10 protein-coding genes and 2 pseudogenes are annotated in these 15065 nt (G+C 75.0%); 11 read left to right on the top strand and 1 reads right to left on the bottom strand.

Annotation, left to right across the window (positions count from 1 at the left end; translation table 11 throughout):
* Positions 1-131: 131 nt before the first annotated feature.
* The 5 genes and pseudogenes from ACSMXO_RS32315 to ACSMXO_RS32295 all read left to right on the top strand — a co-directional run bounded on the left by ACSMXO_RS32315 (position 132) and on the right by ACSMXO_RS32295 (position 4784).
* A complete protein-coding gene (locus tag ACSMXO_RS32315) occupies positions 132-1133 on the top strand; it encodes an aldo/keto reductase (protein WP_455415016.1) in 1002 nt (333 codons plus the stop codon).
* A 132-nt stretch (positions 1134-1265) separates the two neighbouring features.
* Positions 1266-1889, top strand: a pseudogene (locus ACSMXO_RS32310) (nucleotidyltransferase domain-containing protein); the annotation flags it as partial.
* A gap of 237 nt (positions 1890-2126) precedes the next feature.
* Entirely contained in the window at positions 2127-2558 is a 432-nt protein-coding gene (gene hisI, locus ACSMXO_RS32305) for a phosphoribosyl-AMP cyclohydrolase (protein WP_346262822.1), read from the top strand.
* A 22-nt stretch (positions 2559-2580) separates the two neighbouring features.
* Positions 2581-4209, top strand: a complete 1629-nt coding sequence (locus ACSMXO_RS32300) for an anthranilate synthase component I (RefSeq protein WP_455415015.1) — start codon at positions 2581-2583, stop codon at positions 4207-4209.
* Complete coding sequence (locus ACSMXO_RS32295; RefSeq protein ID WP_455415014.1) at positions 4206-4784, top strand: Trp biosynthesis-associated membrane protein; 579 nt, start codon at positions 4206-4208, stop codon at positions 4782-4784. The genes ACSMXO_RS32300 and ACSMXO_RS32295 overlap by 4 nt, the downstream gene beginning before the upstream one ends.
* 127 nt (positions 4785-4911) lie before the next feature.
* Here ACSMXO_RS32295 and ACSMXO_RS32290 read toward each other — a convergent pair.
* A pseudogene (locus ACSMXO_RS32290) lies at positions 4912-5148 on the bottom strand (hypothetical protein); the annotation flags it as partial.
* A 438-nt stretch (positions 5149-5586) separates the two neighbouring features.
* Between ACSMXO_RS32290 and trpC the strand changes: the two are divergent.
* The 6 genes from trpC (at position 5587) to ACSMXO_RS32260 (ending at position 15062) form a co-directional block, all read left to right on the top strand.
* On the top strand, positions 5587-6390 hold the full coding sequence (gene trpC, locus ACSMXO_RS32285) for an indole-3-glycerol phosphate synthase TrpC (protein ID WP_346262821.1): 804 nt from the start codon (positions 5587-5589) through the stop codon (positions 6388-6390).
* A 156-nt stretch (positions 6391-6546) separates the two neighbouring features.
* Positions 6547-7788: a tryptophan synthase subunit beta gene (gene trpB, locus ACSMXO_RS32280; protein ID WP_346262806.1), complete on the top strand. Its 1242-nt coding sequence runs from the start codon at positions 6547-6549 to the stop codon at positions 7786-7788.
* A gap of 5 nt (positions 7789-7793) precedes the next feature.
* Positions 7794-8612 carry a tryptophan synthase subunit alpha gene (gene trpA / locus ACSMXO_RS32275; RefSeq protein WP_346262805.1) on the top strand — a complete coding sequence of 273 codons (819 nt, stop codon included), beginning with the start codon at positions 7794-7796 and terminating at the stop codon, positions 8610-8612.
* A gap of 298 nt (positions 8613-8910) precedes the next feature.
* Positions 8911-10155 (top strand): prolipoprotein diacylglyceryl transferase, encoded by a 1245-nt coding sequence (gene lgt / locus ACSMXO_RS32270; RefSeq protein WP_455415013.1) that lies wholly within the window; start codon positions 8911-8913, stop codon positions 10153-10155.
* Between the two features lie 17 nt (positions 10156-10172).
* Positions 10173-11372 carry an FAD-dependent oxidoreductase gene (locus ACSMXO_RS32265; RefSeq protein WP_346262803.1) on the top strand — a complete coding sequence of 400 codons (1200 nt, stop codon included), beginning with the start codon at positions 10173-10175 and terminating at the stop codon, positions 11370-11372.
* Between the two features lie 306 nt (positions 11373-11678).
* Positions 11679-15062: an AfsR/SARP family transcriptional regulator gene (locus tag ACSMXO_RS32260; RefSeq protein WP_455415012.1), complete on the top strand. Its 3384-nt coding sequence runs from the start codon at positions 11679-11681 to the stop codon at positions 15060-15062.
* Positions 15063-15065: the final 3 nt, after the last annotated feature.

The raw sequence follows: 15065 nt of genomic DNA, 5'->3' as shown, positions 1-15065 counted from the left end.
CAACGCTAGTTGAAATCTTGGTCGCGGACAATCGCCGGCTGCGGGCGATTGCCGGTCGGGATGGCCGGGTCGGTGCGGAAGTGGAAGCCTGGACCGGGCAGACGGAACGTACGGCGGACGGAGCGGAAGCGATGCGGAAGCGCAGGATCGGTGCCATCGGGCCGGAGGTGTCGGCGATCGGGCTCGGCTGTATGGGAATGAGCATGGCGTACGGGGCCGCGGACGACGAGGAGTCGACCCGGACCCTGCACCGCGCCCTCGACCTGGGCGTCAACCACCTGGACACCGCCGACATGTACGGGCGGGGGCACAACGAGGAACTGCTCGGCCCGGTGGTCCGCAAGCGTCGCGACGAGGTGTTCCTGGCGACCAAGTTCGGCAACCGGTTCACCGGCGAGGGCAGCACCACCGCCTCGCCGGGGGCGTACGTCGACAGCTCCGGGGAGTGGGCCCGCGAGGCGTGCGACGCCTCGCTTGCCCGGCTCGGGGTGGAGACCATCGACCTCTACTACCTGCACCGGCGCAATCCGGCCACGCCGATCGAGGAGACCGTCGGGGCGATGGCGGACCTGGTGGTCGACGGCAAGGTCCGGTTCATCGGGCTCTCCGAGGTGAGCCCGGCGACGCTGCGGGCCGCGCACGCCGTGCATCCCGTCGCGGCGGTGCAGATGGAATATTCGCTGTTCAGCCGGGACGTCGAGCGGGAGATGCTGGCGACCTGCCGGGACCTGGGCGTGGCGCTGGTGGCGTACTCGCCGGTGGGTCGGGGACTGCTGACCGGGACGATCAGCAGTCGGGAACAGCTCGACGCGGAGGACTTCCGCAACCGGGTGCCCCGGTTCGCTGAGGAGAACCTCGGCGCCAACCTGGAGTTGGTCGACCGGGTCCGGGCGGTGGCCGCCGAGATCGGCTGTACCCCGGCGCAGGCCGCGCTGGCCTGGCTGCTCGCCCAGGGCGACGACATCCTGCCGATCCCCGGCACCAAGCGGGTGCGTTACCTGGAGGAGAACGCCGCCGCCGTGGACCTGCGGCTCACCGGCGACCAGGTGGCCCGGCTCTCCACCGCGGTACCGGTTGGCGTGGCGGCCGGCGAACGTTACCCGGAGCAGTCAATGCGATTTATCGGTATGTAACGGACGAAACGCCCAGGCAACGCATGATCGGGCGTTGCGTCATGATCGGAGCTGCGGCACGATGACGCCGTGGGTCACGGTCCGTTACGGCAACTTGGGTTCCTCGACGACTGGACGGACCGGTTGCGCCGGATGCCCGGCCCGCCCGTCGTCGGGGTGCTGCTGCGCGGCAGCTATGCCCGGGGTGCCGCCACCCCGTACAGCGACGTGGACATCGATGTCCTGGTCAGCGGGGGGCCGTACGCCGCCTATCCGGCCTTTCTGGTGGAGGCGGGCGGCCGGCTGACCCACCTTTCGGTCGCCGTCCGGGACGTCGAATCCTGGCTCGAACGGCTCGACCAGCCCGCCGAATGGTCCTTCGGACTGCCGGTCGTCGCGCCCATACGGTTACTCTGGGCACACGGCGCCTGGCGCTCGTCCGTCGACGTGTCCGAGATCCGCCAGCGCCCCGCCGACCCCGATCTGGCGGAACTGGTGGCCGCGCTGGGCAAGGTCGGCGGGGCCCGGGCCAGCGGTGCCGAGTACGACGCCCGGCTCGCCGCCGCCGAACTGGCCCGGCGCTGCCCGTCGGTGCTCCGGCTCGCCAACCCGGCGGTCACGGTGGCCAGCCGGCGGGACGCGCTGGCCGCCGCGCTGGACCTGCCGGTCGCGCCGGACGGCTACCGCGACGACATACTCACCTGCCTCGGGCTGCGCCCCGACACCCTGCCCCGGCTGCACGCCGCCGCGTACCGCCTGGTCGTCGGCACGGTGGCGCTGGCCCGTCCGTACGCCGAGGAACTGGCCGAGGTGGTCGGCGCGGATCTCGCCGCCGCCCTGCGCGACGGCCGGCTCGACCGCTACGTCGCCCAACTCGCCGGCCCGGACCCGACCGGGGCGGTGAGCCCGCCGGGGGCGGTCAGCCCGCCGGGAGGCGTGGCGCGGGCCACTTCGGGGGCCGGCAGCGGGGACGGGTGGACGGTTCCGGTGCCGCGTGCGAAACAATCGGGAACTATGCCCGTACCCGATCTCTCCCCGGTGACCGCGCCCGGGCCGGCGCGCAGCGGCCCCGCGCGGCCCTCGGCCCTCGATCCGGCGATCGCCGCGCGCCTGCGCCGTACCCCCGACGGACTCGTCGCCGCCGTGGTCCGGGCGCACGACACCGGTGACGTGCTGATGGTCGCCTGGATGGACGACGAGGCGCTGCACCGCACCCTCACCACCGGCCGGGCCACCTACTGGTCGCGCAGCCGGCGGGAATACTGGGTCAAGGGCGAGACCTCCGGCCACCACCAGTACGTCCGCTCGGTCGCGCTGGACTGCGACGGCGACGCCCTGCTGGTCAGCGTCGAGCAGGTGGGCGCGGCCTGCCACACCGGAAACTGGACCTGCTTCTCCGACGAACTGCCGGTCACCGGGGCGACCTCCGCCGGGCCGACGACATGACCGACGCTGGGGCGGTGACCCGATGACCACCGGAGCGGTGAGCCCGGACGAGGCGACCTTCCGCGAGCTGGCCCGGACCCGGCGGGTGGTGCCGGTGGTCCGGCGGCTGCTCGCCGACGGGGAGACCCCGGTGGGGGTCTACCGCAAACTGGCCGGCGGGCCCGGGACGTTCCTGCTGGAGTCGGCGGAGCAGGGGGCCGGTGCGGCCGGGATCGCCTGGTCGCGCTACTCCTTTGTCGGGGTACGCAGCGCCGCCACCCTGGTCGAGCGGGACGGCCAGGCGCACTGGCTCGGTATGCCCCCCGCCGGCCTGCCGACCGGCGGCGACCCGATGGCGGCGCTGCGGGCCACCGTGGCGGCGCTGACCGGCCCGGCCGTCCACGGTCCGGTCGGATCCGAGCGGGACTCCAGGCCACCGCTGCTCGGCGGCATGGTCGGCTACCTCGGCTACGACGTCGTACGCCGGTTCGAGCGGCTGCCGTCGCTGACCGAGGACGACCTGCGCCTGCCCGAACTGGGCATGATGCTCGCCACCGACCTGGTCGTGCTGGACCACTTCGACGGCTCCGCGATCCTGGTGGCGAACGCCCTGCTGCCGGCACCGCCGAGCGGCACCGCCGACGGCTCGACGCGCGGTGCCGACGGGGCGGCCGACGCCGATGCCGACGACCCGGAGCGGGCGGCCCAGGTGACCGCCGCGTACCACCAGGCGGTCGGCCGGTTGGACGCGATGACCACCGCGCTGTCCCGACCGATCCCGCCGATGATCGCCACGGTCGACCGGCCCTCCCCGGGTGAGGTGTTCAGCCGGACCGCCGAGGGGGAGTACCCGAAGGCGGTCGAGGCGGCCAAGGAGGCGATCCGGGCCGGCGAGTGCTTCCAGATCGTGCTGGCCCAGCGCTTCGAGCGGGAGACCGCGGCCGACCCGCTGGACGTCTACCGGGTGTTGCGGGCCACCAACCCGAGCCCGTACATGTATCTGCTCCGGTTCGACGACTTCGACATCGTCGGGTCGTCCCCGGAGGCGCACCTGAAGGTCAGCAACAGCGCCGACGGCCAGCGCCGGGCGATGTTGCACCCGATCGCCGGCACCCGCCCCCGGGGGAGCAGCCCGGCCGACGACGGCCGGCTGGCCGCCGAGCTGATCGCCGACCCGAAGGAGCGGGCCGAGCACGTGATGCTGGTCGACCTGGGCCGCAACGACCTCGGCCGGGTCTGCCGGCCGGGCACGGTCGAGGTGCCGGAGTTCGCCACCATCGAGCGGTACAGCCACGTGATGCACATCGTCTCCACGGTGGTGGGGACGCTGCGGGAGGACCGGACCGCGTTCGACGCACTGGCCGCCACCTTCCCGGCCGGCACCCTCTCCGGCGCACCCAAGGTACGGGCGATGGAGATCATCGAGGAGTTGGAGCCGACCCGTCGCGGCCTGTACGGCGGCACGGTCGGCTACTTCGGCTTCGGTGGCGACCTGGACATGGCGATCGCGATCCGGACCGCGCTGATCCGGCACGGTCGGGCGTACGTGCAGGCCGGTGCCGGGATCGTCGCCGACTCCGACCCCGCTGCCGAGGACCGGGAGACCCGGAACAAGGCGGCGGCGGTACTGGCCGCGATCGCGGCGGCCGAGACGCTGCGGCCGGCCCGGTGAACACCGACCGGGCCCGGGCGGCGGGGCGGCGGGAGTTGACGTACGCCGTGCTGCTCTGCCTGCTCGGTGCCGGCCTGGCGGTCTTCGCGGCGACCCGGACCTGGTCCGTCGAGCTGACCGCCCGTCCGGCGCCGCTGCCCCCCGGCCGGGTGACCCGGACCGGCGGCGACCTGCTGCCCTGGCTGCCGGCGCTGGCCCTGGTCGGGCTGGCCGCCGCCGGAGCCGTGCTCGGCACCCGGGGGATCGGGCGCCGGTTGGTCGGCGGGCTACTGGCGCTCCTCGGTGTCGGCGTGGCGGCCGGTGCCGGCTACGCCGGGTTCGGCACCGGTGGCGAGGTGAGTGCCGGCTGGCCACTGCTCTGCGTGCTGGGTGGCCTGCTGGCCGGCGCGGCCGGCGGCTTCACGGCGGTGCGGAGCGGTGGATGGCCGGTGATGGGTGCCCGCTACGAGCGGGCCCGGCCGGCCGGGGCGGGCCGGGAGAGTCCGGTGCTCGCCTCCGACGGCCGGGTGGACGGCCGACGGACGACGGCCGCCTGGGACGCGCTGGACCGGGGCGAGGACCCGACGGTTAGCTGACCGGCTGCCGGGCGGCCGTCGCACCGCGTCGCGCGGCACCGCGGCCGGTGGTCGGGCCGGGTACCGCCGCGGTGCGGGTGACCTGACCGCCGGACGGGCGTGCGGTGTCGCCGCGTGCGGCGTGCACGGGTCCGGTCGGTGGTGCGGCGGCGAGCGCCGCCACCACGGCCCGGATCTCGTCGCGGCGCAGCGCCCGGTCCCGGTCCGCGCAGATCGCCTCCCAGGCGTTGCCCCGGGCGGTCCGCATCCGGGCGTCGCCGATCACCGCCCGCTCCACGCTGTGCACCATGCCGACGGCGACCGAGAGTACGGCCCGGGGGATGCGGGTCAGGTCGATGGTCGAGTCAGGCTTCGCAGCGCTCATGGTCTTCCCCGCACGGAATCGATCCGACTGGTCAGCGGCGGCCCCGCGACCAGTGTGCCCGACGTTGATGGTGCCCATCCGGTGTTTCCGGCCGGTCACCCCCGGATCAACGGTTCGTCCCGGGCCCGGTCCACCATCCGGGACAACTCCCGCTGCCGGGTCCGGCTTCCTTGACGTCGGTCACAGCCGTCGTCCCCGGGCACCGCCGGGTGCGGGCGAGCTGCGCGGGCGCCCTTGATGGCGCAGCGTGACATTCCGCTCACAGGGTCGGCCATTATGCCCCAGCCCATCTCGTGAAGCACGCCATACCCCCGAGGGCGTCCGTCCGGTGGCGGCGCCTAGCATCGGCCCATGACACCCGGAGAGGGGAGTCCGTTGGTGACTGCTGAGCATCCGCACACGGCGGGAGACGAAGCCGGATCGGCCACGTCCGCCAACGTGCTCGACGAGATCCTCGCCGGAGTCCGTGAGGACGTCGCACGGCGGCAGGAAGAGGTGCCGCTGGAGCAGATCAAGCAACTGGCGGCGGCGGCCGCGCCACCCCGGGACGCGTACGCGGCACTGCGCCGTCCGGGCGTCGGGGTGATCGCCGAGGTGAAGCGCTCCTCGCCGTCCAAGGGGCAGCTCGCCGAGATCGCCGATCCGGCCGACCTGGCCGGTGACTACGCCGCCGGTGGGGCGCGCTGCATCAGCGTACTCACCGAGGGGCGGTGGTTCGGCGGCTCGCTGGAGGACCTGGCGGCGGTCCGGACCGCGGTGGACATTCCCGTGCTCCGTAAGGACTTCGTCGTCTCCAGCTACCAGGTACACGAGGCCCGGGCGCACGGCGCCGACCTGGTGCTGCTGATCGTCGCCGCGCTGGAGCAGAACGTCCTGGTCGGCCTGCTGGAGCGGATCGAGTCGCTGGGCATGACCGCACTGGTCGAGGTGCACGACGAGGAGGAGGCGGACCGCGCCCTGGAGGCCGGTGCCCGGGTGATCGGGGTGAACGCCCGCAACCTGCGCACCCTGGAGGTCGACCGGTCGGTCTTCGAGCGGATCGCCCCCGGCCTGCCGAACAAGGTCGTCAAGATTGCCGAGTCCGGGGTACGCGGCCCGCACGACCTGATCCGGTACGCCTCGGCCGGCGCCGACGCCGTACTGGTCGGCGAGGGGCTGGTCACCCAGAAGAGTCCCCGCGAGGCGGTGGCCGAGCTGGTCAACGCCGGCAACCACCCGGCAACCCCCCGGCCGGTCCGATGAGCGAGCGTAGCGAGCGGATCTGTCGGCTCAGTGCGGTTGTGCCTCATGGCGGCACGGAGCGAAGCGGAGTGCCGGGATGAGCGAGCGTAGCGAGCGGATCTGTCGGCTCAGTGCGGTTGTGCCTCATGGCGGCACGGAGCGAAGCGGAGTGCCGGCATGAGCGCCGCCATCCTGCCGACCGGGGAGGCGGCGCTGCCCGACCTCGCCGGGCACTTCGGCCCGTACGGCGGCCGGTTCGTCCCCGAGGCGCTGGTCGCCGCGCTCGACGAACTCGACACGGCCTACCGGGAGGCGCTGGCCGACGAGTCGTTCACCGCCGAGTTCACCCGGATGCTGTGCGAGTACGCCAACATCCCGTCCCTGCTCTACCGGGCCGAGCGGCTCTCCGCCCGGGTCGGGGCGCGGGTGCTGCTCAAGCGCGAGGACCTCAACCACACCGGCGCGCACAAGGTCCGCAACGTGCTCGGCCAGGCGCTGCTGACCAAGCGGATGGGCAAGCCCCGGGTGATCGCCGAGACCGGCGCCGGCCAGCACGGGGTGGCCAGCGCGACCGCGGCCGCGTACCTCGATCTGGAGTGCGTGGTCTACATGGGCGAGCTGGACACCCAGCGGCAGGCACTCAACGTCGCCCGGATGCGGATGCTCGGCGCCACCGTCGTCCCGGTGACCGCCGGCTCGCGCACCCTCAAGGACGCGATGAACGAGGCCATGCGGGACTGGGTGGCCAATGTCGACCGGACGCACTACCTGATCGGCACCACCGCCGGCCCGCACCCGTTCCCGGCGATGGTCCGCCAGTTCGTCCGGGGCATCGGGGTGGAGGCCCGGCAGCAGTGCCTGGAGCTGACCGGCGCGCTGCCGGACGCGGTGACCGCCTGCGTCGGCGGCGGTTCCAACGCGCTCGGCATCTTCCACGCCTTCGTGCCGGACACCGACGTCCGGCTGTACGGCTTCGAGGCCGGCGGCGACGGTGTGGAGACCGGGCGGCACGCGGCGAGTATCACCGGCGGGTCCTCCGGAGTGCTGCACGGCGCCCGCACCTATGTGCTGCAGGACTCCGACGGGCAGACGGTCGAGTCGCACTCGATCTCGGCCGGGCTGGACTATCCCGGGGTCGGCCCCGAGCACGCCTGGCTCAACGACGCCGGGCGGGCCCGGTACGCGCCGGTCACCGACGCGGAGGCGATGGACGCGTTCCAGTTGCTCTGCCGGACCGAGGGGATCATTCCGGCGATCGAGAGCGCGCACGCGCTCGCCGGCACGCTGAAGATCATCCCTGAGCTCACCGCCGAACTCGGTCGCGAGCCCACCATCGTGGTCAACCTCTCCGGCCGGGGGGACAAGGACGTGCACACCGCCGGGGAATACTTCGGCATCCTCGACGGGGACCAGAGGTGAGCGGGATGGCCACCACGTCCGAGCGGAGCATCGGGGTCGCGTTCGAGAAGGCCCGGGCCGAGGGGCGGGCGCTGCTGGTCGGCTGCATGCCGGCCGGCTTTCCGACCGTGGACGGCAGCATCGCCGCGATGCGTGCCATGGTCGACGCCGGGGTCGACGTGATCGAGGTGGAGATCCCCTACTCCGACCCGGTGATGGACGGGCCGGTCATCCAGCGGGCCAGCGACATCGCCCTGGCCGGCGGCGTACGCACCCGGGACACGCTGCGGATCATCGAGGCGGTGGCGGCGACCGGGGCTCCGGTGGTCACGATGACCTACTGGAACCCGATCGAGCGCTACGGCGTCGACGCCTTCGCCCGGGACCTCGCCGCCGCCGGCGGCACCGGCCTGATCACTCCGGACCTGATCCCGGAGGAGGCCGGCGAGTGGCTGGCCGCCTCCGACGCGTACGGCCTGGACCGGACGTTCCTGGTCGCGCCCTCGTCCACCGACCGGCGGCTGGCGTTGACCGTCGAGCACTGCCGGGGATTCGTCTACGCCACCGCGCTGATGGGGGTGACCGGTGCCCGGGAGAAGACCTCGGACGCCGCGCCCACCCTGGTCGGCCGGGTCCGGGCGATCAGCGGGCTGCCGGTCGGGGTGGGCCTCGGCGTCGGCACCGGCGCACAGGCCGCCGAGGTCGGCCGGTACGCCGACGGCGTCATCGTGGGCAGCGCCCTGATCCGCTGCCTGCTGGACGCCCCCGACGAGGCGGCCGGGCTGGCCGCGCTCGGCACGCTCAGCGCCGAACTGGCCGAGGGCGTTCGAGCCATCCGACGCTGACGGGTAGCCCGGCTCCGGGCTCGGACCGGTCGCCCCCGCTGATCTCGTACCCGCGCTCCGGGCCGGTCGCTGCCCGGACCCGCACCGCTCCGCGGGTCGGTTGTCGCTGCCTCGCACTGCTCCGCGGACCGTCGAGCGCTGAAGTCGCGGTGTTCGATCCGGCCGCCGTGCCGGTGGCGGAAAGGGACGACCGGCCAGCTCAACGCAGGTAACGGGATGAAACAGGCGGGAATCGCCCGGGGTCGACAACCGGACCGGGGTGCCGCCGGCAGGGGTCGCGACGGTAGCCTGTGCACCCGTGACCCTCGCCTCGCTCTCTCCTCAGGCGGCCCTGCCGAGTCCCGCCACCGCCGTGTGGCAACTCGGGCCGGTGCCGATCCGGGCGTACGCACTCTGCATCGTGCTCGGAATCGTGGTCGCCTGCGTGGTGACCGAGCTGCGACTGCGCCGCCGTGGCGTCGCCCCCTGGGCGGTGCTGGACATCGCCGTCTGGGCGGTGCCGTTCGGCATCGTCGGCGCCCGGATCTACCACGTGATCACCTCACCCGGGTCCTACTTCGGCGAGGGCGGTGACCCGGTCAGGGCCCTCTACATCTGGGAGGGCGGGCTCGGCGTCTGGGGCGCCGTCGCGGGCGGCGCCGTCGGTGCCTGGCTCGCCGTGCGGCAGCTCGGCCTGCCGCTGACCGTGGTGGCCGACGCCCTCGCCCCGGGCCTGCCGCTGGCCCAGGCCGTCGGCCGGATCGGCAACTGGTTCAACAACGAGCTGTTCGGCGGCCCGACCACGCTGCCGTGGGGCCTGGAGATCCACCGGATGGACCCCACCAACCCCGGGCACGCGCTCCGCGACGACAGCGGCAACCCGGTTCTCGAACCCGGGCTCTTCCATCCGGCCTTCCTCTACGAGGCGCTCTGGAACGTCGGCGTCGCCGGCCTGGTCTTCTTCCTCGACCGGCGGCTCAAGCTCGGCCGGGGGCGGGCCTTCGCGCTCTACGTCATGGGCTACACCGCCGGACGGTTCTGGATCGAGATGATGCGTACCGACCCGGCGACCGAGATCCTCGGGGCGCGGCTGAACGTCTGGACCGCGGTCCTGGTCTTCCTCGGCGCGCTGGTCTACTTCGTCCGGGTCCGGGGTCCGCAGGAGTTCCTGGTGCCGGTCGGTGGCGCACCCGCCCCGCTGGCCGCGGGCGATGCCGCCACCAGCGACGTGTCCCAGGTCGACGTCTCCCGGGAGCCGGCGGCGGTCGGCGCGCCCACCGCGTACCGGGTGGTGACCGAGGAGGAGTTCCGGCGCTTCCAGGAGACCGGGGAGGTCCCGCCGGCCGAGGAGCCGGCCGAACCGGCCTCGGTCCAGCACGGCGACTCCGACGGCGAGCCCACCGATGACGGCGATGGCGGCGATGGCGAGAGCCGGCCGGAGACTCCGGCCGGGTCGTCCGAGGCCGCCGGGGAGCCGGCCGCCGCCGCAGAGTCGGCCGACGCCCGGGACGGCGAGCCCGCCGACGCCGGGGCCGCGCCGGGGACCGCCGACCGGGACCGTTGAGCGGGGGAGCCGGCCCGATGCGTACGGCCGTGGTGGTGGGCGCCGGAATCGGCGGGCTGGCGACCGCCGGGGCACTGGCCCGCTCCGGGTGGCAGGTGACCCTGCTGGAGCAGGCCGACCGGGTACGCGCCGAGCGCACCGCGTTGGTGCTCTGGCCCAACGGGGTACGCGCGCTGCGCGCACTCGGTCTCGGCGAGGGGCTGGCCGCCATCGCGACCCCGCTGCCCGACGTCGGCGTCCGGCGCCCCGACGGGCACTGGCTGGTGCAGCCCCGCCCCGGGCTGGGCGAACGCGCGCCGGTCGTCGTACACCGGGAGGACCTGCACGACGCGCTTGTCGCCGGCCTCGGCGACCGGGTGGAGATCCGGACCGGCGTCGAGGTCCGGACCGTCCGGGTCGGCGACGGCGACCGGCCGGCGGTCGGTGACGGGCGCGGCAACTACGAGGCCGACCTGGTCGTCGGCGCCGACGGCATCGACAGCACGGTACGCCGCCGGCTCGCGCCGGAGGCCACCGTGGTCAGCTCCGGCTGCGCGGCGTGGCGGGCGGTCATCCCGTGGTACCGGGCGCCGCAGCTTCCGGCCGACCGGCCGGTGGACGGCGAGACACTCGGCGCCGGTTACCGGTTCGTCGCGGCCTCGCTGGGTGATCGCGGCGACTCCGGCGGCTCCACCCGGGGCGGGATCTACTGGGTGGCGACGGCGGCCGGCGCGTCCCGCCCCGAGCCACCGGCCACCCAGCTCGCCCTGCTCCGGCGCTGGTTCGCGAACTGGCCGTCGCCGATCGGCGACCTGCTCGCCGCCACCGAGCCGGAGGACCTGGTCCAGCAGGAGGTACGCGAGCTGCGCCCGCTGCCCCGCGCGTACGGCTTCCCGTCCGGCACCGGTGGGGTGGTGCTGATCGGCGATTCCGCGCACGCCATGCCGCACCATCTGGGTCAGGGCGCCTGCCTCGCCCTGGAGGACGCCGCGACGCTGCGCTCGCTGGTCCGGGAGGCGATCCCCGGTGCGCCGCTGCGCGAGGCGGTCGAGTCGTACAACCGGCTGCGCCGTCCCCGGACCGTGACGGTGGTCCGGCAGACCCGGCGGATGTCGGCGGTGTTGCAGGCCCGGGGGCGGCTGGCGCTGCGCGCCCGGGACGCCGCCCTCGGCACCATCACGCCCCGGCTGCTGGGCAGCGCGGCGAGCGTGGCGGCCCAGTGGCGGCCACCGGAGTGAAGCGTTTTCCACCCGGCCTGCGGTCCGCGCTGACCGCAGGCGCGGGTCGGGGCGGACACGCCGCGTTGGCCAGGTGGAAAAAGGTTCGGTGATCGACCGGGCATCGGCCACCGGCTGACCGTCGGCGTCTCTTCGGTCGCCGGGTCCGGATCCGGTCGACCGGCCGGTGTCCGAATCGAAGCGGGCCGCTGCCCGAGCGGGTCGCGCCGGACCCTCCGGTTCGGCGGCCAACCGACCGATCGGGAGGATGCCCCGCACGCCGCCGCGTCGCGCACACTACCCGGGAGCGAAGGAGAGGGCTCCCAGTTGCGGCACAGCGTGCCTGATCAACAGGCGAGTACGGAGCGGCGGCACGGCACCCCGGGCGAGGTACGGCTGCTCGGGCCGGTCCGCCTGGTCGGGCCCCGGGGGGCGGTCGCGTTGCCGGACGGTGCCGGCCCGCTCCTCGGACTGCTGGCGCTGCGGCCGAACGAACCCGTCCCGGACGCCGAGTTGCTGGCCGCACTCGCCGGTCGGGACGCGCTGTCCCGGGCCGGTGCCCGTCCCCTGGACCGGGCGGCGACCCTGCTGGCGGCCGCGCTGGCCGGCTGCGGATCACCGGGCACGCTGGAGATCCGACCCACCGGATACCTGCTCCGGATGCCGAGCGGCCGGATCGATGCGAGCCGGTTCAACCGACTGCTGGACCGGGCCCGGCGTCGGATGGCTGCCGGGGAGCTGCGCGCCGCCGCCCGGCTGTTCCAGGCCGCTCTGGCCGTCTGGCCCGAGCCGTCGCCGGACCGGTCCGCCGGGCGGTGGCCGGAGTCCGGCGTCGACGCCGGCGATCCCTACCGGCTCTGCCCGTCCGGCTGGGCCGCCGTCGAGCTGGGGCGGCTGCGGCAGGCCCGGATCGACGCCTTCGAGGACCGCTGGAAGTGCGCGCTGCGGCTCGCCGTGGCGGCGCACAGCGCCGCCGGTGGACCGGTCGCCGACCGGGCGGTGGTGGCCGCCGGGGCGACGGCCGCCCGGGTGGCCGGGGCGGCGGTCGCCGAGCTGACCTCGGCGGTGGCCGCCCATCCGCTGCGGGCGCGGCTGTGGGAGCTGCTGCTCGTCGCCGCGTACCTGGACCAGGGGCGCCGGGCCGCCGCCGACGTGCACCAGCGGGCCCGGGAGGTCTTCCAGGAGCAGTTGGGCGTCGAGCCGGCCGGCCGGGTGTGCGTACTCGCCGCGGCGGTGCGCGCCGGTGAGCTGCCCGAGGACTGGGCCACGGGGGCCTGTCCGGCGCCGACGATCGACGTCACCGCCGGCCCGCCGGCGTCCCGACCGCGTCCGGCCGCCCGGCTGCCGGTCCCGCTCACCGCCCTGCTCGGCCGGGACGACCTGCTCGACGTCGTCGCCGGACGGCTGGACCGGCACCGCCTGGTCACGCTCACCGGAACGGGCGGAGCCGGCAAGACCCGGCTGGCGGTCGCGGTGGCGGGGAGCCGTACCGACCGGCCGGTCTGGTTCGTCGACCTGACCGCCGTGGAGAGCCCGGTACGGGTACCGCGGGCGGTGGCCGCCGCGCTCGGCGTACCGGACGTGGGGCGGGACATCGTCGAGGCGCTCGCCGCCGACCTGGGCCCGGTCCGGGCACTGCTGGTGCTGGACAACTGCGAACACCTGGTCACCGGCTGCGCGGAGCTGGTGGAACGGCTGCTGTCCCGCTGCCCGGGGCTGCGGGTGCTGGCGACCAGCCGGGTCGCGCTGCGGCTGCCGGCCGAGGCGCGGATCCGGGTGCCGGCGCTCGCCGTGCCCGAGGTGGGCACCGGGCACAGCCTCGCGGCACTGGCCGCACATCCGGCCACCCGGCTCTTCCTCGAACGGGCCCGGGAGTTCGCCGGCCGGCCGGTCCCCGAGGCCAGTGCCGAGGCGGTCGTGCGGCTCTGTGCCGAGCTGGACGGGCTGCCGCTGGCGATCGAACTGGCCGCGGCGCGTACCCCGATGCTGACGGTGCAGGAGATCATCGCGCGGCTGCGTACCGACGTACGGCTGCTGCGCAGTCCGGACCCGAGGCCACCGGACCGGCACCGGAGTGTCGCCGCCGCGGTGGAGTCCAGCCTGGCCCTGCTGGACGCCGACGCCTGCCGGCTGTTCGACCGGCTCTCGATCTGTGCGGCCGGGTTCGACGCCGAGGCGGCCCGGTCGATCGGTGGCCCGTCCGCGCCGGCCGCCCTGGCCGCCCTGGTCGAGGCGTCCCTGGTGGAACCCCTATCGACCGGCCCGGCCGAGCCGGTGGATCCGGCCGGGCCGCCCGAGCCGGGTGCGCCGGCCGGGCCGGTGGATCCGGCCAGGCCAGCCGAGCCGGCCGGGCCAGCCCAGTCGCTCGGCCCGGCGGAGCCGGCCGATCCGAGTGGCGGCGCCGGGTTGCCCGGCCCGGGCGAGGGCGGCCGGACCCGCTACCGGATGCTGGAGCCGGTCCGCCGGCACGCGCTGGCCCGGCTGGTCGGCTCCGGTGCCGAGGTGGCCGCCCGGCAGGCGCTCGCGACGTACTGCCTGAACCTGGCCGAGCGGGCCGACGCCCGACTGCGCGGCGCCGCCCGGGACTGGTGGCTGGCCCGGCTGCGCGCCGAGGAGCCCAACCTGCGGTCCGCGATGACCTGGCTGGCCGAGGCCGGCGCCGGCGGGCCCGCCCACGGCGACCTGCGGCTGGCCGCCGCGCTCGCCATGTACTGCCGGCTGGAGGGGAACTACCGGGAGGGCCACGCCTGGCTGTCGACGGCGCTGGCCCGGCACCCGGACGCCCCGGCCGCGCTGCGGTCCCGGGCCGGGATCGGTGCGGCCATGCTGGCGATGCTGGCCTGCGACTACCCGGCGGCGATCCGGCACGCGGAGCTGGCCCGGGCCGCCTGCCGGATCACCCGGAACCGCCGCGCCGAGGCGCAGTTGGAACAGATCCTCGGTTCGGTGGCCCGGGAGCAGGCCCGGTACGCCGAGTCCGCCGTTCACCTGGCCACCGCCGGTGCCATCTTCGCCGACTGCGACGACGAGTGGGGCGAGGCGCAGACCACCGAGCTGCGCGGCTTCACCGCCTGGCTCGCCGGTGACCTGGACCGGGCCGACTCGCGGCTGCGGGCGAGCCTGCGCCGGCACGAGCGGCTGGGCGACGCGCTGGCGGCGGCGAGCGCGCTGATGAACCTCGGCGCGGTCGCGCTGTACCGGGGGGACATCGACCGGGCGGCGTCGCTGCTGGACGTGGCCCTGAAGCGGTACTCCGCGATCGGGTTCCCGGAGGGGGTGGGCTGGGCACACAACCTGCGCGGCCTGGTCGAACTGCGCGGTGGGCGTACCCGGCGGGCCGCCCGGCACCTGCGGCTCAGCCTGGCCGCGCACCGCCAGGTCGGCGACCGGTGGCGTACCGCCAGTGTGCTGGAGGCGCTCGCCGAGGTGGCCCGGCAGGACGGCGACCCGGTACGCGGGGCCCGGCTGCTCGGTGCGGCCGACCGGATCCGGGAGGAGATCGGCGCCCCAATACCGGCCTGCGAACGGGCGGACACCGAGGCGACGGAGCGGGCCCTGCGAGCCCAGTTGGAGGCTCCGGTACGCCAGCCCGGGGTCACCGGCAGCGGCGGTTTCGCCCGGGCGCACCGGTACGGTCGGGAGGCGCCGCTGGACGCCGTGCTGGCCGGTGGTGCCGGCGGTGCCCGGTCGAAAGAGAGCCGTCCAGGCTGAGGT

It is taken from the genome of Plantactinospora sp. DSM 117369 (assembly GCF_053764795.1).
The sequence above is the reverse complement of the archived record's forward strand: the minus strand, read 5'-3'. Positions and strand labels throughout refer to the sequence as shown.